The organism is Desulfuromonadales bacterium, from assembly GCA_035620395.1.
In the GTDB taxonomy this organism is placed as follows: Bacteria; Desulfobacterota; Desulfuromonadia; order Desulfuromonadales; family DASPGW01; genus DASPGW01.
This window is the reverse complement of record DASPGW010000257.1, coordinates 1-18653: the sequence shown is the minus strand read 5'-3', so window position 1 is coordinate 18653 and position 18653 is coordinate 1. Positions and strand designations below refer to the sequence as shown.

The 18653-nt window shown below is 66.3% G+C and carries 15 protein-coding genes; 10 read left to right on the top strand and 5 right to left on the bottom strand.

What is annotated here, in order from left to right; all coding sequences use genetic code 11:
• Together VD811_14070 and VD811_14065 are read right to left on the bottom strand one after the other, a co-directional pair.
• Positions 1 to 671: ATP-binding cassette domain-containing protein (locus VD811_14070; GenBank protein HXV22110.1), on the bottom strand; the 671-nt coding region annotated here is incomplete at its 3' end.
• A gap of 131 nt (positions 672 to 802) precedes the next feature.
• Positions 803 to 1102 carry an HNH endonuclease signature motif containing protein gene (locus VD811_14065; protein HXV22109.1) on the bottom strand — a complete coding sequence of 100 codons (300 nt, stop codon included), beginning with the start codon at positions 1100 to 1102 and terminating at the stop codon, positions 803 to 805.
• 171 nt (positions 1103 to 1273) lie between these two features.
• On the opposite strand from VD811_14065, the gene trkA reads away from it, so the two are divergent.
• The 10 genes from trkA to VD811_14015 all read left to right on the top strand — a co-directional run bounded on the left by trkA (position 1274) and on the right by VD811_14015 (position 15361).
• Positions 1274 to 2629 (top strand): Trk system potassium transporter TrkA, encoded by a 1356-nt coding sequence (gene trkA, locus VD811_14060; protein ID HXV22108.1) that lies wholly within the window; start codon positions 1274 to 1276, stop codon positions 2627 to 2629.
• Positions 2630 to 4072, top strand: coding sequence for a TrkH family potassium uptake protein (locus VD811_14055; GenBank protein ID HXV22107.1), 1443 nt, complete (start codon positions 2630 to 2632; stop codon positions 4070 to 4072).
• 297 nt (positions 4073 to 4369) lie between these two features.
• Positions 4370 to 4462: a potassium-transporting ATPase subunit F gene (locus VD811_14050; protein ID HXV22106.1), complete on the top strand. Its 93-nt coding sequence runs from the start codon at positions 4370 to 4372 to the stop codon at positions 4460 to 4462.
• Positions 4459 to 6189 (top strand): potassium-transporting ATPase subunit KdpA, encoded by a 1731-nt coding sequence (gene kdpA / locus VD811_14045; protein ID HXV22105.1) that lies wholly within the window; start codon positions 4459 to 4461, stop codon positions 6187 to 6189. Before VD811_14050 ends, kdpA begins: the two co-directional genes overlap by 4 nt.
• A gap of 15 nt (positions 6190 to 6204) precedes the next feature.
• Positions 6205 to 8271, top strand: a complete 2067-nt coding sequence (gene kdpB, locus VD811_14040; GenBank protein ID HXV22104.1) for a potassium-transporting ATPase subunit KdpB — start codon at positions 6205 to 6207, stop codon at positions 8269 to 8271.
• Positions 8259 to 8897, top strand: coding sequence for a potassium-transporting ATPase subunit KdpC (gene kdpC / locus VD811_14035; GenBank protein HXV22103.1), 639 nt, complete (start codon positions 8259 to 8261; stop codon positions 8895 to 8897). Before kdpB ends, kdpC begins: the two co-directional genes overlap by 13 nt.
• A gap of 63 nt (positions 8898 to 8960) precedes the next feature.
• Positions 8961 to 11648 (top strand): sensor histidine kinase KdpD, encoded by a 2688-nt coding sequence (locus VD811_14030; GenBank protein ID HXV22102.1) that lies wholly within the window; start codon positions 8961 to 8963, stop codon positions 11646 to 11648.
• Positions 11649 to 11661: 13 nt separating this feature from the next.
• Positions 11662 to 12378 (top strand): response regulator, encoded by a 717-nt coding sequence (locus VD811_14025; protein ID HXV22101.1) that lies wholly within the window; start codon positions 11662 to 11664, stop codon positions 12376 to 12378.
• 109 nt (positions 12379 to 12487) lie between these two features.
• Complete coding sequence (locus tag VD811_14020; protein ID HXV22100.1) at positions 12488 to 14377, top strand: potassium transporter Kup; 1890 nt, start codon at positions 12488 to 12490, stop codon at positions 14375 to 14377.
• Between the two features lie 111 nt (positions 14378 to 14488).
• Positions 14489 to 15361: an alpha/beta hydrolase gene (locus tag VD811_14015; GenBank protein HXV22099.1), complete on the top strand. Its 873-nt coding sequence runs from the start codon at positions 14489 to 14491 to the stop codon at positions 15359 to 15361.
• 61 nt (positions 15362 to 15422) lie between these two features.
• Here VD811_14015 and VD811_14010 read toward each other — a convergent pair whose 3' ends face one another.
• From VD811_14010 to VD811_14000, 3 genes are all read right to left on the bottom strand, one after another.
• Entirely contained in the window at positions 15423 to 17594 is a 2172-nt protein-coding gene (locus VD811_14010; protein HXV22098.1) for an EAL domain-containing protein, read from the bottom strand.
• Between the two features lie 19 nt (positions 17595 to 17613).
• Positions 17614 to 17979, bottom strand: coding sequence for a response regulator (locus tag VD811_14005; protein ID HXV22097.1), 366 nt, complete (start codon positions 17977 to 17979; stop codon positions 17614 to 17616).
• Positions 17980 to 18073: 94 nt separating this feature from the next.
• Complete coding sequence (locus tag VD811_14000; protein ID HXV22096.1) at positions 18074 to 18295, bottom strand: hypothetical protein; 222 nt, start codon at positions 18293 to 18295, stop codon at positions 18074 to 18076.
• Positions 18296 to 18653 lie beyond the last annotated feature (358 nt).

Sequence of the window (18653 nt, the reverse complement as noted above, 5' to 3'; positions counted from 1 at the left end):
AAGTAGCGATCGTGCGTCACCGCGACGACGGTGCCGGGATAGTCCTTCAGGAAGCGCTCGAGCCAGGCGACCGACTCGGCGTCGAGGTGGTTGGTCGGCTCGTCGAGGAGCAGGATGTCGGGCTTCTGCAGCAGCAGCCGGCAGAGCGCGACGCGGCGCTTCTCGCCGCCGGAGAGGACCTTGACGGGGGTGTCGCCGGGCGGACAGCGCAGCGCGTCCATTGCCATCTCCAGCCGGGCGTCGAGGTCCCAGGCATCGAGGTGATCGAGCTTCTCCTGCACCACCGCCTGGCGGTCGCAGAGCTTCTCCATGTCGGCATCCGGGTCGGCGAAGGCGGCGTTGATCGCTTCGAATTCCTTCAGCAGGTCGACGGTCTCCTGCACCCCCTCCTCGACCACCTCGCGCACCGTCTTCTCGCAGTCGACCAGCGGCTCCTGCTCCAGGTAGCCGACGGTGTGGCCGGGGGAGAGGATGGTCTGGCCGTTGAACTCCTTGTCGACGCCGGCCAGGATGCGCAGCAGCGAGCTCTTGCCGCTGCCGTTGAGGCCGAGCACGCCGATCTTGGCGCCGTAGAAATAGGAGAGGGAGATGTCCTTCAGCACGGGCTTCTTGTCGTAGAACTTCGACACCCGCATCATGGTGTAGATGATCTTGTTCCCTTCGTTGCTCATTGCGGTTTGCGACCTCCAATCACACTTGTTGTAGTTTCCCCCCTTTGCAAAGGGGGGCGAGGGGGGATTTCTCTCGGTCAACCGAACCAAATCCCCCTGCATCCCCCTTTATGAAAGGGGGACCTGAGAATCTAAAGATGGCTTTTCCCCAGCTTCTCCAGGTACTCCGCCCACTCCACCGGGGTGAGCGACTGCTTCTTGCTGTTGCACTCCTTGCAGGCCGGCACGCAGTTGCCACGGCTGCTCTTGCCGCCGCGCACCAGCGGAACGATATGGTCGAGGGTCAGCTCCTTCGGCGGCACCTGCGCCTCGCAGTAGTGGCAGATCCCCTTGGCGATGCGGTTCTTCCACCACTGGCTCTGCCGCAGCTCGCGGGCCTTGGCCCGCTCGCGTTTCAGGTCTTCCTCGCTCGCCTCCAGCCAGTCGAACATCCTGCCTCCATGTGCGGTGAGGGGGCATTGTACCCGAAGGGAGCCCCGGTGAGCAAGCGCTCCCTGTGCCAAATGCACCTGCAACTTGCATAATTGCCTGAAATGTGGCATGTTTCAGCACGTTGCCGCAGCGGCGGCCATCCCTACAAATCCGGCAGGGCGGACACTGGCATGAAAATCCTCATCATCGGCGCCGGCCAGGTCGGCTACTTTCTCTGCGAGCGGCTCTCCCTGGAAGGCCACGAGGTCACCCTCATCGACCGCAGCCAGGAGAACCTGCGCCGCGCCCAGGACCGTCTCAACGTCCTCGGCATCGCCGGTAACGGCGCCAGCGCCGAAACCCTGGAACAGGCGGGGATCAAGGGGACCGACATCTTCATCGCCGTCACCGACCTCGATGAGGTCAACATCCTTGCCTGCCTGCTGGCCCGCGAGTACGGCGTCCGTACCCGGGTGGCGCGGGTCAAGAGCATCGAGTACAGCGGCGGCGGCGGGGTTCTCTCCAAGGAGAAGCTCGGCATCGACCTGCTGATCAATCCGGACGACGCCGTCGCCGACGAGATTGTCAAGATTGCCTGCCGCTCCGGCGCCTTCGACGTCGCCGAATTCGTCGAGGGGCAGATCCAGTTTCTCGGCTACCGCATCGACGAGGAGAGCCCGCTGTGCGACCTCAGCCTGCGGGAGTTGGGGGATATCCGCGGCATGTACCGCTTCGTGGTGACCGCCATCACCCGCGGCGGACGCACCATCATCCCGCGCGGCGACGACGTCATCCAGGCCGGCGACAGCATCTTCGTCTTCGCCCACCAGAAAGATCTGCCGGCCATCCAGTACATGCTCAAGCTGGAGGAGACGGAAACGAAAAGGCACACGCCTCGCGCCTTCATTCTGGGCGGCGGCCGCATCGGCCTGCGCATCGCCCGGGAGCTGGAGCGAATGCGCTTCGACGTCCGGCTGATCGACCACGACGAGGCGCGCTGCGAAAAACTGGCGGCGAAGCTGGAGCGGACGATGGTGATCCACGCCGAGGGGACCGACGTCGAGGTCCTGGTGGACGAGGGGATCGAGACGGCCGATGTCTTCATCGCCGTTACCGACAACGATGAAACCAATATCCTCTGCGCCCTGCTCGGCCGGCAGCACGGCGCCAGCCGCACCCTGGCGGTGGTCAACAAACCAGAGCTGCTCAACCTCGCCCCGACCCTGGGGGTCGACGCCTGCATCTCGCCACGCCTGGCCGCCGCCGGCGCCATCCTCAAGTACGTGCGCCGCGGCGAGGTCCTGTCGCTGGCCACCATCGAAGGGAGCAACGCCGAGGTTCTCGAAATCCTGGTGCCCAAAGGGAGCGGCATCGTCGGCATCCCCCTCAAGGACCTGCATTTCCCGACCGGCGCGATTATCGGCGCCACCGTCCATCGGGACGCCTACGAGATCCCCACCGGCGACAGCCAGCTTCAGGAAGGCGACCGGGTAGTGGTCTTCGCCCTGCCCGGCGCCCTGGCCAAGGTCGAGAGGTTCTTCGAATAGATGAACGCCCTGCTCACCCTGCGCATCCTCGGCGCCCTGCTCCTCTTTCTCGCCGCCGCCCTGCTGACCCCCATTCCGTTCTCGATCTACTTCGCCGACGGCGCGGCCGGCGCCTTTCTCGCCGCCGCCCTGATTTCCTTCGTCGCCGGCCTGACCCTGTACAAGAAATGCCAGAGCAAACGCGAGCTGTCGGTGCGCGAAGGCTTCGCCATCGTCACCTTCGGCTGGGGCTTCTACGCCCTCTTCGGCGCCCTTCCCTTCCTCTTCAGCGGCGCCATCCCCTCGCCCGTCGATGCCATCTTCGAAACGATGAGCGGCTTCACCACCACCGGCTCGACCATCCTCGCCAATATCGAGTCATTGCCCGAGAGCATCCTTTTCTGGCGCGCGCTGACCCACTGGATGGGGGGGATGGGGATCATCGTGCTGTCGCTGGCCATCCTGCCGATGCTCGGGGTCGGCGGCATGCAGCTGTTCAAGGCCGAAGTGCCGGGACCGACGGCCGACCGTCTCAAGCCGCGCATCCAGGACACCGCCAAGCTGCTCTGGGGGGTCTACGTGCTGCTCACCATTGCCGAGGTAGTGTTGCTGATGCTAGGCGGGATGAACCTCTACGAGGCGCTCTGCCATGCCTTCGCCACCCTGGCGACGGGCGGTTTCTCCACCCGCAACGCTTCGGTCGGGGCCTACGGCAGCGCCTACATCGACTGGGTGGTAACTGTCTTCATGTTCCTCGCCGGGGTCAACTTCTCCCTGCATTACCAGGTTCTGCGCGGCCGCCCCAGGGAATTCTGGCGCAACGAGGAATTCCGCTTCTATTTCTTCATCACCGCCGTGACGACGGTGCTCATCGTCCTGCTCAACCAGGGGACGATCTACGGCTCGTTCTTCGACAACCTGCGCTACAGTGCTTTCCAGGTCGTCTCCATCCTTACCACGACCGGCTTCGCCACCGCCGATTACGAGACCTGGCCGGTGCTGGCCCAGTACCTGCTGGTCTTCCTCATGTTCGTCGGCGGCTGCGCCGGCTCGACCGGCGGCGGCATGAAGGTGGCGCGCATGCTGCTGCTGTTCAAGCACGCCCAGGTGCAGCTCTACCGCCTCATCCACCCCCGGGCGGTGCGGCTGGTGAAGCTTGGCGGCGTCCCCGTCGACCGCGAGGTGATGCAGTCGATCCTCGGCTTCTTCGCCTTCTACATGGGAATCTTCGTCGTCGCCTCCTTCCTGATGGCCGCCTCCGGCCTCGACCTGACCTCGGCCGGAGCGGCGGTCATCGCCACTCTGAGCAACGTCGGCCCCGGCCTCGGAACCCTGGGCCCGGTCGACAATTTCGCCCACGTCTCGGCCTTCGGCAAGATCGTGCTCACCCTCTGCATGCTGATGGGCCGGCTCGAGCTCTTCACCGTCCTGGTTCTCTTCTTCCCCTCCTTCTGGCGCAAGTAGCCGCCGGCAAAGCTTTTTCTTTCACCCGAGGCAAACGCGACCGCCTGCAAAACCTGCCGATGCCGCTCCTTTGATCTTCCCTTGCAGCAGTTATTTTTCTGGCCGGTCTTAACGAAATCTTTACGCCGCCGCCCCCCCTCTTTATGCCGCATTTACGTCGTTTCCTGTTACCTTTATTGTTATTGCAAATCACGGAGATTCACTCATGGATGCCCTGTATCTCGGCGCATTGGTCGGCTTTTTCGCCCTCACCTGGCTGCTGCTGAAGCTCGCAGAACAGCTATAGGAGACAGGTCGATGGAGGTCTGGTACTGGATCGGCGGGGGCGTGGCGCTCGGCCTGCTAATCTATCTCGCGATCGCGCTTCTCAAGCCGGAGCTCTTTTCATGACCACCGGCGGTCTTGCGCAAATCGGGCTGTATCTGGCCGTACTCGGCCTGCTGGCCAAGCCGCTGGGCGTCTTCATGGCGCGGGTGTATGAAGGTGCTCCCTGCGGAATCGACCGGCTGCTCGGCCCGGCCGAGAAGCTGGTCTACCGCGTCTGCGGCGTCCGGCAGGACGAGGAGATGACCTGGCAGGCCTACGCGGGGGCGGCCCTCCTCTTCAGCTTCGCCGGTATCGCCTTCCTCTACCTCCTCCAACGCCTGCAGGGAGTGCTCCCCCTGAATCCGCAGGGTTTTCCGGCTGTCTCCCCCGATTCGGCCTTCAACACCGCGGTCAGCTTCGGCACCAACACCAACTGGCAGGGGTACGGCGGCGAGACGACTCTGGGCTACCTCGTCCAGATGGCGGGCCTCGCGGTGCAGAATTTCGTCTCGGCGGCCGCAGGGATGGCGGTGCTGGTGGCCCTGATCCGCGGCTTCGTGCGCCGCAGCGCGCAGACCATCGGCAACTTCTGGGTCGACCTCACCCGCACCGTCCTCTACATTCTCCTGCCCCTCTCGCTGCTGCTGGCGCTGCTGCTCGTCTCCCAGGGGGTGGTGCAAAGTTTCCGCCCCTACCGGGAGGTGCCTCTGCTCCAGACGACACAAGACGCCGAGGGAAGAACCGTTACGGTGCAGACCCTCCCGATGGGGCCGGCCGCCTCCCAAGTGGCCATCAAGCAGCTCGGCACCAACGGCGGCGGCTTCTTCAACGTCAACTCGGCCCACCCCTTCGAGAACCCGACGCCGCTCTCCAATTTCCTGGAGCTGCTGGCGATCCTCCTCATCCCGGCGGCCCTCTGCCACACCTTCGGCCGGATGGCCGGCGACCCCCGCCAGGGGTGGGCGCTGCTGGCGGCGATGGCCCTGATCTTCGTCCCGCTTCTGCTGATCTGCTACTTCTGCGAGACGCAGGCCAATCCTCACTTCGCCCGCCTCGGCATCGAGCAGAGCGCCGGCAACCTGGAGGGGAAGGAGGTCCGCTTCGGCGTCGCCAACTCCGCCCTCTGGGCCGCCGCCACCACCGCCGCCTCCAACGGTTCGGTGAACGCCATGCACGACTCCTTCACTCCGTTGGGGGGGATGGTCCCGCTGTGGCTCATCCAGTTGGGGGAGATTGTCTTCGGCGGGGTCGGCTCCGGCCTCTACGGCATGCTCGTCTTCGCCATCGTCGCGGTCTTCGTCGCCGGGCTGATGGTGGGGCGCACGCCGGAGTACCTGGGGAAGAAGATTGAGGCGTTCGAGATGAAGATGGCCGCGCTCGTCATCCTCATCCCGGCGGCCCTGGTCCTGGTGGGGACGGCCGTCGCGGTGGTGACGTCGTCGGGCACAGCGGGAGTCGCCAACCCCGGCCCGCACGGCTTCTCGGAGATCCTCTACGCGTTCTCTTCGGCCGGCAACAACAACGGCAGCGCCTTTGCCGGCCTTTCGGTCAACACCCCCTTCTACAACACTCTCCTCGGCCTGGCCATGCTGTTCGGCCGGTTCTGGGTCATGCTGCCGGTGCTGGCAATCGCCGGCTCCCTGGCCGCCAAGAAGCAGGTGCCGGCGGGCGCCGGGACCCTGCCGACCCACACTCCCCTGTTCGTGCTGCTCCTGGTGGGGGTGATCGTGCTGGTGGGGGCGCTCACCTTCCTCCCCGCCCTGGCGCTCGGACCGATCGCCGAGCAGATGCTCGCGGCCGGGCAACGATGAGCAGAGGAGCAAGCCATGCGTAAAAGATACACGCCGAGCCCGCTGTTCGAACCCCACATCGTCCACCGGGCCCTCGTCGACGCCCTGGTGAAGCTCGACCCGCGCCACCAGATCCGCAAGCCGGTTATGTTCGTGGTCGAGGTGGGGAGCCTCCTGACCACCTGCCTCTTCCTCCATTCCCTCTTCGCCCGCGGGGAGGAGCCGCCGGGGTTCATCCTGGCCGTTTCCCTCTGGCTCTGGTTCACCGTGCTGTTCGCCAACTTCGCCGAGTCCCTGGCCGAAGGGAGGGGGAAGGCACAGGCCGACGCCCTGCGCGGCTCGCGTCAGGACGTGACCGCCAAGCGTCTCTCCCGGCCCGAGCGGGGCGCCGAAACGACCGCCGTGCCTTCGTCGCAACTGAAGAAAGGGGACTTCGTCCTGGTGGAGGCCGGCGACATCATCCCCGGCGACGGCGAGGTGGTGGTCGGGGTCGCCTCGGTGAACGAGGCCGCCGTCACCGGCGAGAGCGCCCCGGTCATCCGGGAGAGCGGCGGCGACCGCAGCGCCGTCACCGGCGGCACCCTGGTCCTTTCCGACTGGCTGGTGGTGCGGATCACCGCCGATCCGGGAGAGGCCTTCCTCGACCGGATGATCGCCATGGTGGAAGGAGCCAGGCGGCAGAAGACCCCCAACGAGATCGCTCTCGACATCCTGCTGGCCGGCCTCACCATCATCTTCCTGCTGGCGACAGTGACCCTGCTCCCCTTCTCCCTCTTCAGCGTCCAGGCGGCCGGACAGGGGAGCCCGGTCACGCTGACGGTCCTTATCGCCCTGCTGGTCTGCCTCATCCCGACCACCATCGGCGGGCTGCTCTCCGCCATCGGCATCGCCGGCATGGACCGGATGATCCAGGCCAACGTCATCGCCATGTCGGGCCGCGCGGTGGAGGCGGCCGGCGACGTCGACGTGCTGCTGCTCGACAAGACCGGCACCATTACCCTCGGCAATCGTCAGGCGACCGCCTTCATCCCCGTCGGCGGCAGCGACGCCAAACGCCTGGCCGATGCCGCCCGGCTCGCCTCGCTGGCCGATGAGACCCCGGAAGGGCGGAGCATCGTGGTGCTGGCCAGGGAGCAGCACGGCCTGCAGGAGCGCGACAGCCACGCCCTCGATGCGCGGTTCGTCCCCTTCTCGGCGCAGACCCGGATGAGCGGGGTCGACCTCGATGGCCGGCAGATCCGCAAGGGGGCGGCCGATGCCGTGGCGGCGTACGTAACCGGCAACGGGGGAAGCTTTCCGCCGGAGGCGAAGACGATCGTCGAGGAGGTGGCCCGGGAGGGGGCAACGCCGCTGGTCGTCGCCGAAGGACGGCAGGTGCTCGGCGTCATCCGCCTCAACGACATCGTCAAGGGAGGGATTCGCGAACGCTTCGCGGAGCTGCGCCGAATGGGGATTCGGACGGTCATGATCACCGGCGACAACCCCCTGACCGCGGCGGCGGTCGCCGCCGAAGCGGGGGTGGATGACTTCCTCGCCGAGGCGACTCCGGAGGCGAAGCTTACGCTCATCCGCGACCACCAGGCGGGCGGGCGGCTCGTCGCCATGACCGGCGACGGCACCAACGACGCGCCGGCCCTGGCCCAGGCCGACGTGGCGGTGGCGATGAACAGCGGCACCCAGGCGGCCAAGGAGGCGGGGAACATGGTCGACCTCGACTCCAATCCGACCAAGCTCATCGAGGTCGTCGAGATCGGCAAGCAGCTCCTCATGACCCGCGGGACCCTCACCACCTTCAGCATCGCCAACGACGTGGCCAAGTACTTCGCCATCCTGCCGGCCGCTTTCGTCGGCACCTACCCGCAACTGGCAGCGCTCAACGTTATGGGCCTGGCCACGCCGCGCAGCGCCATCCTCTCGGCGGTGATCTTCAACGCCCTGATCATCGTCGCTCTCATTCCCCTCGCCCTGCGCGGGGTGAAGTACCGTTCGGTCGGTGCGGCGACCCTGCTGCGCAACAACCTGCTCATCTACGGGCTCGGCGGGCTGATCGTCCCGTTCGTCGGCATCAAGGGGATCGACCTGCTGCTGGGATGGTTTGTTTAATCGCGTCGGACCGGTCCGACCGTTCCGACGAGTCAGACAATAAACGGAGAACCATCATAAAAGACCTGAAACCGGCCATCCTGATGCTCGTCGTCTTCACCCTTCTCTGCGGCGGCATCTATCCCGCCGTTGTCACCGCCGTCGCTCAGCTGTTTTTTCCCAGACAGGCCAACGGCAGCCTCATCCCCCGGGAGGACAGACCCGCGGGCTCCGCCCAGATCGGCCAGCCCTTCGACGAGCCTCGCTACTTCTGGGGACGGCCGTCGGCCACCACTCCCTTCCCGCACAACGCCGCCGCCTCTTCCGGCTCCAACCTGGGGCCGGGGAACCCGGTCCTGCGCGAGCGGGTGCAGGCGCGGATCGCCTGCCTGCGCGCCGCCGACCCGGAGAACACGCAACCGATTCCGCTCGATCTGGTCACCGCCTCGGCGAGCGGGCTCGACCCGCACATCTCCCCGGCCGCCGCCGATTACCAGGCGGAGCGGGTGGCTAGAGTCCGGGGGCTCGATGCAGCCGGCGTTCGCGCCCTCGTTGCCACCCACACCGAGGAAAGAGCCTTCGGCATCCTCGGCGAACGGCGGGTCAACGTCCTGCGCCTGAACCTGGCGTTGGATGAGATGCGCTGAAGTTGTTAAACTTTGAGGAGATCCGGCGGTCAGGCGCCGGTTTCAGTCCGAAGGAGCTGGTACATGGAAGAGCGTCGTCCTGATCCCGACCTGCTGCTGAAAGAGGCGCAGCGGGAGGAAGAGCGCAAGCGCCAGGGGCACCTGAAGGTCTTCTTCGGCGCCGCCCCCGGGGTCGGGAAGACCTATGCCATGCTGGAGGCGGCCTGGCGGCAGCGACTGGACGGTCGCGACGTGGCGGCGGGGTACGTGGAGACCCACGGCCGCTTCGAGACCGATTCCCTCCTGGCCGGCCTGGAGATCATCCCCAGGGCGCAGATCGAGCACCGGGGGGTGCGGCTTCCGGAGCTGGACCTCGATGCGGTCCTCGCCCGCAAGCCGCAGATTGCCCTGGTGGACGAACTGGCCCACACCAACGCCCCCGGCTGCCGCCACAAGAAGCGCTGGCAGGACGTCTTCGAGCTGCTCGCGGCCGGCATTGACGTCTACACCACGCTCAACGTCCAGCACCTGGAGAGCCTGGGCGACGTGGTCGCCCAGATCACCGGCGTCGTCGTCCGCGAAACCCTCCCCGACTCGGTCCTCGACCGGGCCGACGAGATCGAACTGGTCGATCTTCCCCCCGACGAACTCCTCCAGCGGCTCAAGGAGGGGAAGGTCTACGTGGCGGAGCTGGCGGCGCGGGCGCGGGAGAACTTCTTCCGTACCGGCAACCTGCTGGCGCTGCGGGAGCTGGCCCTGCGCCGCACCGCCGAACGGGTCGACGCACAGATGCTGAGCTACCGAACCGGCAAGGGGGTGCGCGAGGTATGGCCGGCCGCCGAACGGATCCTGGTCTGCGTCGGCGCCAACCCCCGCTCGATCCGCCTGATCCGCGCCGCCAAGCGCATGGCCGCGGGGCTGCGCGCCGACTGGCTCGCCGTCACCGTCGAAGGGCCCGCCAAGGTGCGGCCCTCGGAACGGGACCTGCAGCAGCTCGCCGAACACATGCGCCTGGCCGAGAGCCTGGGCGCCGAGACGGTCACCCTTTCCGGGCACCGGGCGAGCGAGGAGATCCTGCGCTACGCCCGGTCGCGCAACGTCACCAAGATCATCATCGGCAAGCCGACCCATCCCCGCTGGAAGGACCGGCTCTTCGGCTCGGTCCTCGACGAGGTGGTCCGGGGCAGCGGCGACATCGACGTCTACGTCATCACCGGCGAAAGCGAAGAGGCGGCGCCGCGCCCCGCCGCCAGGCCTGGGCGGCGCCCGGCACACCGGCGGGAGTGGCTGTTGAGCGTCGCCGCCGTCGCCGCCAGCACGGCCGTCGCCACCCTGATGTTCCGGCATTTCTCCCTGGTCGACCTGTCCATGGTATTCCTGCTCGGCATCGTCCTCACCGCCAGCCGCGCCGGTCGGGGCCCGACCCTGCTCGCCACGCTGCTGAGTGTGGCCGCCTTCGATTTCTTCTTCGTTCCACCCTACCATACGTTTGCGGTCAGCGACGTGGGATACCTTTTCACCTTCGTCGTCATGTTCTTCGTCGCCTATGTCATCAGCCGGCTGACGCTGCGGGTGCGGGAACAGGCGGAAGCCGCGCGGCTGCGGGAGCGGCGCACCGCCGCCCTCTACCACCTGAGCCGGGAACTGGCCCACGAGGAGGGCCGGGAGCGGCTGAGCACCATCGCCGTCCGGCACATCAGCGAGGTTTTCTCCTGCCAGGCCGTGGTGCTCGTCCCCGACGAGCGGGGGAGTCTGGCGGCGGCGGCCACCGGCCGCCACACCTACGCCCTCGATCAGCGGGAGCTGAGCGTCGCCCAGTGGGCCTTCGATCACCGGCAGCGGGCGGGGCTGGGAACCGATACCCTTTCCGGCGCCAAAGCGCTCTATCTTCCCCTGGTCGCCGCCGCCAAGACGGTCGCGGTGGTCGGCATCCTCCCCGGGCCAGCCGCCGGGCTCTTTGCCCCGGAGCAGATCCACGTCCTGGAGAGCTTCGCCAACCAGACCGCCATGGCCATGGAGCGGGCCTCCCTCGCCGAGGAGGCGCAGCGAGCCCTGCTCAAGGCCGAGACCGAGGCCCTGCGCAGCACCCTGCTCAGTTCCGTCTCCCATGACCTGCGCACGCCGCTGGCGGCCATCACCGGCGCCGCCACCACCCTGCTGCACCACGACGCCACCCTCGACCCGCCGGGGCGCCGCGAGCTCCTCCAGACGGTCTGCGAAGAGGCGGAGCACCTGGGCCGGATCATCCGCAACGTGCTCGACATGACCCGCCTGGAATCCGGGGCGATCATCGTGAAAAAGGAGTGGCAGTCTCTGGAGGAAATTGTCGGCGTAGTGCTGAACCGACTGGCCGACAGGCTCCGCAGCCACCCGCTGACGACAGGATTGCCGGAGGATCTGCCGCTCGTCCCCTTCGACCCGCTTTTGATCGAGCAGGTGCTGACCAACCTGCTGGAGAATGCGGTTCGCTATACGCCGCCGGAGACACCGCTGGAGCTGGCCGCCTCGGTCCGGGAAAAGGTGCTGCTGGTGGAATTGGCCGACCGGGGCCCGGGCATCCCTTCGGGGGAGGAGGAGCGGATCTTCGACAAGTTTGTCCGCAGCCACGGCGGCAGCAGCGGAGTCGGGCTGGGGCTGACGATCTGCCGGGCCATCGTCGCTGCCCACGGCGGCCGCATCTGGGCCGAAAACCGCCCGGGGGGCGGCGCGGTGTTCCGCTTCACGCTCCCGCTGGAGGGGCAGCCGCAACTGCCGGAACCGGAAGAGGCCTGAAGGAGGGCGGCGTATGGCACAGGATGGCGAATTGATTCTGCTGATCGAGGATGAACCACAGATGCGTCGCTTTCTCCGGGTGACCCTGCAGAGTTACCGCTACCGGCTGCTCGAGGCGGCCGCCGGGGAAGAAGGTCTCGCCCTGGCCGCCACCCGCAGCCCGGACGTGATTCTTCTCGATCTCGGGCTGCCGGACCTCGACGGCCTGGAGGTGACCCGGCGGCTGCGGGAGTGGAGCGCGGTGCCGATCATTGTCCTCTCCGCCCGGGAGCAGGAGCGGGACAAGGTCAGGGCGCTCGATGCTGGCGCCGACGACTACCTGACCAAGCCCTTCGGCGCCGGAGAACTGCTGGCCCGCATCCGGGTCGCCCTGCGCCACCGCACCATGCAGCAGTCAGGGCGGATCGAGCCGCTCTTCATCCTCGACGACCTGCGGGTCGACCTGGCGCGCCGCCAGGTCTTCCTCGGCGACCGGGAGGTGCACCTGACCCCCATCGAATATCGCCTGCTGAGCGTGCTCATCCGCAACGCCGGGAAGGTGGTCACCCACAGCCAGCTCCTGAAGGAGGTCTGGGGGCCGCCGCACATGAACCAGACCCAGTACCTGCGCGTCTACATGGCACAGTTGCGGCACAAGCTCGAAGCGGACCCGGCCCGGCCCCGCTTCTTCCTGAACGAGCCGGGCGTCGGGTACCGGCTCAGGCTCGACCTCCCCCTCAACAGCGGTTGACTCTTCGAAATCAAGGGCTTAGTATCTGGCCCGGAAATTTCATTCCGGGACATTTCCTCATTCATTTACTCCGCTGCCGGGCCGGGCGGAGGCCAGGCGAAGTGAACCAATGAACGATACGAATAAACCGAAACCGCAGGGCCGCTACCTGCTCGTCCTCTCCCTGACGGCTCTGGGTGTGGTCTATGGCGACATCGGCACCAGCCCCCTCTACGCCATCCGGGAGTGCTTCCACGGCCCGCACGCCCTTCCCCCCACTCCCGGGAACATTCTCGGCGTCCTCTCGCTGATCTTCTGGTCCCTCATCCTGGTGATCTCGATAAAATACCTGGTCTTCATCCTGCTGGCCGACAACCAGGGAGAGGGGGGGATTCTGGCCCTGACCGCCCTGGTCTCGCCGGCGCGGGCCGAAGCCCGGGGCGGACGGCTGATGCTGATCCTCATGGGGCTTTTCGGGGCGGCGCTCCTCTACGGCGACGGCATGATCACGCCGGCGATCTCGGTGCTCTCCGCCGTCGAGGGGCTGGAAATCGTCACCCCGGTGTTTGCCCCCTACGTCATCCCTCTCACCGTCGTCATCCTGATCGCCCTCTTCCTCTGCCAGCACCGGGGGACGGGAGGGGTCGGGGCGGTCTTCGGGCCGGTCACCCTGGTCTGGTTCGCGGTGCTGGCTCTGCTCGGCGTCACCCAGATCGTGCATCACCCGATCGTCTTGACAGCGGTGAGCCCCCACCACGCCCTTGCGTTCTTTCTCGACAACGGCTGGGCCGGCTTTCTAGTGCTGGGGTCGGTTTTCCTGGTGGTGACGGGTGGGGAGGCCCTCTACGCCGACATGGGGCACTTCGGGACCCGGCCGATCCGCCTCGCCTGGTTCGCGCTGGTGCTGCCGGCGCTGCTGCTCAACTATTTCGGCCAGGGGGCGCTGCTCCTCGCCCGCCCGGAGGCGGCGCAGAACCCCTTCTATATGATGGCTCCATCCTGGGCGCTCATCCCGCTGGTGGTTCTGGCTACCGCCGCCACGGTCATCGCCTCGCAGGCACTCATTTCCGGCGCCTTCTCCCTCTCCATGCAGGCGATTCAGCTCGGCTTCAGCCCGCGGCTCGACATCGAGCACACCTCGGCCCGGGAGCGAGGGCAGATCTACCTGCCGGCGATCAACTGGCTGCTGATGGTCTGCTGCATCGGCCTGGTGGTCGGCTTCCGCTCCTCCAGCAATCTGGCAGCAGCCTACGGCATCGCGGTGACCACGACCATGGTGGTGACCACCTGCCTCTTCTTCTTCGTCACCCGTGACCGCTGGCGCTGGAGCCTGCCGCTGGCGATGCTGCTCTGCAGCGGCTTCCTGCTTTTCGACCTGGCCTTCTTCGGCGCCAACGTCGCCAAGATCGCCCACGGCGGCTGGTTCCCGGTCCTGGTGGCGACGGTGATCTTCACCCTCATGTCGACCTGGAAGCGGGGCCGCCGCATCCTGTACACCCAACTGCAGGCCGGCGCCTTTCCCCTGGACGACTTTCGCGCCAGCATCCAGCTCTCCCCGCCCCACCGCGTTCCCGGCACCGCCGTCTTCATGTCCGGCAACCTGCGGGTCATCCCTTCGGCCCTGCTGCACAACCTCAAGCACAACAAGGTGCTGCACCAGCGGGTTGTCATCCTCTCGGTCCTGACCGAGGAGATTCCGCACGTCCCCGCCGCCCGGCGCTTTACCCTCGAACCGGTCGGGGAGGGACTGTACCAGATGGTAATCCGTTACGGCTTCATGGAAGAGCCGAACGTGCCGGAGGTCCTCGCCGGGGTGGAGCTCGACGGCTGGAAGTTCAACATGATGGAGACGACCTTCTTCCTCGGCCGCGAGACCCTCATTCCTTCGGAGAAGCCGGGGATGGCCCTGTGGCGGGAGAAGCTCTTCATGGTCATGTCGCGCAATGCCCGCTCGGCAACCGACTTCTTCGGCCTGCCGCCCAACCGGGTGATCGAACTCGGGGTGCAGATCCAGATCTGAGCCGGCGGCCGCGCCCGGGCTCTTCACCGTTCCGGTTATCTTCTCCCCCTCCTGCCGGCGCAAGCGATTCCGCCGCCTCCCGCCCGCCGCGAACCGGCTATAATGGAGAGCATGAGCCGACGAACAGTGATCCGTCAACTGGCCCCCGCCCTGTTTCTGGCGGCGGGTCTGTTCGCCCCGGCGACGACGGAGGGCGCCCTGGAGCAGCGCTACATCTATTTTCCCGACCGCCAACTGGTCGCCACCCCGGCGGCGGTGGGGCTCGACTACGAGGAGGTGCGCTTCGCCGCCGCCGACGGCACCGCCCTGCACGGCTGGTACCTCTCCGGGGCGGCTGGCCGCCCCCTGGTCGTCTTCTGCCACGGCAACGCCGGCAATATTTCACACCGCCTGGAAAGCCTGGAGCTGCTGCACGGCCTCGGCCTGTCCGTCTTCATTTTCGACTACCGGGGATACGGACAGAGCGCGGGGACGCCAAGCGAAGAAGGAACCTACGCCGACGCCCGCGGGGCGCTCGCCTGGCTGCGGCAGCGCGGCTGGCCCCCCTCCCGGCTGCTCTACTTCGGCGAATCCCTCGGCGCCGCCGTCGCCGTCCAGCTCGCCCTGGAGCATCCGCCCGCCGGCCTGGTCCTGGAAGCCCCCTTCACCTCCATCACCGCCATGGGACGGCATCATTACCTCCTGCTGCATCTCCTGCTGGGCTGGCTGCTCGACGCCCGTTACGACAATCTGGCCAAAATCGGCAGGCTCCGCTCCCCCCTGCTGATCATCCAGGGCGAGGCGGATACCATTGTGCCGCCCGCCATGGCCCGCCGCCTGTACGCGGCGGCAAGCGAGCCGAAAACGTTACGCCTCATCCCCGGCGCCGGCCACAACGACCTGCTCTACGTCGATGGCAAAGCCTGGCGGGACGCCTGGCGGGAGTTTCTCGGCAAAATTCCCCGTATCCCCGAAGACGCAGCTGCGCAGGGAAAACGCCAATAAAAAAGGGAGACCGCATCTCCCTTTTTTCCCCACGCAATTCAACGGACCTTCCGGTCGGCCATCACGGCCGGCAATTCGCTGAGTCCCCGTTTGCCGACTCCCCTCCGGGCATTTCGTCGGCGGCACCGGCCGGCTGCGACAACCTGCCATCGACCAGAGCTGCGGTCAGCGCTTCGGCAGGCAGCGGCCTGGCGAAGAAGAAGCCTTGCGCCTCGTCGCAGCCGCGCAGCGTGAGGAACTCGAACTGCTCGCGGTTTTCCACCCCTTCCGCCATGACCTTCAGCCCGAGGCTGCGACCCATGGCGATGATCGCCTCGACGAGCGACGAACCATCGGGGTTGCCGGCCAGATCGGCGACAAAGGAGCGGTCGATTTTGATCCGGTCGATGGGGAAATGCCGCAGACAGCTCAGCGATGAGTACCCGGTACCGAAGTCGTCGATGCTCAGGTGGATGCGTCGGCCTTTGAGCGCCCGCAGGATGTCGGCGGAGCGGCCGGCTTCTTCCATCAGGACACTCTCGGTGAATTCGAGCTCCAGGTGCTGTGGCGGCGTCCCCGTTTCCCGGAGGATGGCATCCACTACAGCGAGAAAATCCGGACGCTTGAACTGGTGCCCTGAAATGTTCACCGCCACCCGCGGCACGGCATGCCCGGCAGCCAGCCAGGCCGCCACCTGGGTACAGGCACTGCGCAGGACCCATTCGCCGATAAGGTAGATGAGTCCGGAGTTCTCGGCCAGAGGGATGAAGCTGGCCGGCGGGATCGGGCCGAAGTCGGCGCTGTCCCAGCGGAGCAGCGCCTCGAGGCCGATCAGGGTTCCGCTGGGCAGATCCCACTGGGGCTGAAAAACGAGATGGAATTCCTCCCGTTCCAGCGCCCGGCGCAGCCCGTTTTCCAGGGCAACTTTCCGGCGGACGCTTTGGTTCATCTCCCGGGAGTAGAAGTGATGGGTCTGGCGCCCGAGCCCCTTGGCATGATACATCGCCATGTCAGCGCTCTGCAGCAGGCTGGCCACATCCTTGCCGTCCTTCGGATAGATGGCGATGCCGATGCTGGCGCCGCTGTAGATTTGCCGCCCCTCCAGCTCAAACGGCTTCCGGAAGCCCGCCTGGATTCTCTCGACCGCCGCCGCCACCCCTTGCTGATCCATCAGGTGGGTGAGGATGACGACGAATTCGTCACCGCCCAGCCGCGCCAGAGTATCGGCCTCCCGGGTCGAGGCGGCGAGCCGCTGGGCCACCGCCCGCAGCAGCTTGTCGCCGAACTCGTGTCCGAGGGTGTCGTTGACGTCCTTGAAGTGGTCGAGGTCGAGAAACATCACCCCCACCTGTCGCCCGTCGCGCCCCGCCGCGGCCAGCGCCTGGCTCAGGCGGTCCTGGAACATCCAGCGGTTCGGCAGGCCGGTGAGCGTGTCGTGATAGGCCAGCTGGACGATCCGCTCTTCGCTCGCCTTGCGTTCGGTGATGTCCTCGCAGGCGGTGATCATCCCCAGGAAGTCGCCGTCGGCGTTGCGGACGGCGACCGAAGAGAGCTGCACGGGAAACACCTCGCCGGTCTTGCGGACGTTTAACGTTTCCCGCCGCCACAGGCCGATCTTCTCGATTTTTTCCAGAGACATGGGGGATTGCAGGCTGGGCGGGGCCAATTGGCCGGCTTCGCGGTGCAGCAGTTCAGCGACCGTATAGCCGTGGATGGACGCCTCAGCGGGATTGGTATAGAGGATTTTGCCGTCGACGCCGGTGATGGTGATGCCGATCGGCAGGCACTCGACCGCTTCCTTGAGCAGACGCAGGCGGTTCTCCGTCTCCCGGCGCTCGGTGACGTCCTGGAGGGTGCCGATCATGACCGTCGGCCGGCCGGCGCCGAAAGAGGTCAACTCCCCCTGGGTATGGACGAAGCACAGGCGACCGTCGGGCCGTACGATGCGGAATTCGATGTTCAGAGGGAGGCGCTGCTTCAGTGCTCCTCTCAGGGCGGCACCGACGGCCTCGCGGTCATCGGGATGAATGCCGGCGAAAAATGCGGCGCAGGAGGGCACACAGCGGTCTTCCTCCTGGCCGAAAATCCGGAAGACCTCGGCCGACCACCAGAGGGTGTCGGCCTCGGGCTGCCATTCCCAGCTGCCCAGACCGGCGATGCGCTGGATATGGGTCAGCCGGACCCGGCAGAGGGCGAGTTCGTCCCCCTCGCGGGCGGTTCGCGGCGCAGCCTCGTCTGGTTGGCGGCTTGGCATTATCGAATCCGTGCGGTCTTTACGGAACAAACCGGGAAAGGTGTTCGAGAAGGGAATCCTTGCGTAACGGTTTGACGAGGTAACCATCGGCACCGCAGGCGCGGGCAATCGCCGCCAGTTCCGCCGCGGGCCGGTTGGAGATGAGGACGACCGGTATGTCGCGGGAACGTTCCGACTTCTTGAGCAACTGCACCTTGCGATCCCCGCGCAGCATCGGCATTTCCACGTCGAGCAGGATCAGATCCGGACGCGCCGCTCCGTAGATGATGTTGTTGGCGTCGATCCCCGACTCGGCGGTAAAGACTTCGTACCCCCCCTGCTCGAGGATGTCCCTGGCAATGGCCAGAGTCAGCCTGCAGTCGTCGATCACCACAATCCGCCGCATCGGCATCTCCCCTCTCGCCGGAAAATCTTCAATCGCGCGCCCCCGGCGGGCTTGCCGACGTGGAAAATTCCATCGCCACGAGTGCCTCTTGCCATCAGTTGAGCGACAGGAACGCCTTGGACACCGCCTGCCCGGAAGGCAGGATGTCGTCGCTGATCCTGTCGATGTTGTTCAGGTATTTGCTTCTTCTTTCGCAGAGGCTGAATCCTCTTCCCTGGCAATAGAAGCTTACCAATCCTCGCCAGACGTTGCTCCTGCGCTCGCCGTACTTGCGGAAGAAGCCGCAATGCTTGAGGTATTCACAGGTATCACTCATGCTCATTCCCTTTGCAAAAACTCTCCGCAACGCGCTGCGAAGGCTGGCCCTCCGCCCCGACAGAAGGTCGAGCCAGAACCGGCCGGCACTGGTTCGTTTAACACATGCCGCCTTATAAATTTCTTATATTTTCAACAAGAGGAGGGCGCCGCTGACGGTGACCAAGCGGCAGAGAGGGAGCCGAAGGGGTCGAACGGGACTGGCCTCGGATCAATGCCGGGGATTGAAGCTTTCCAGGATTTCCCGGATTTCCTTTGGGCTGAAGCCGGCCCGGCAGAGGGACTCTTCGTACTGCCTGACCACTTCGCCCGCCTTCGCGGGGTTGTGCGCCGCCAGGTAGCTTTGGTGAAGAGCCCGT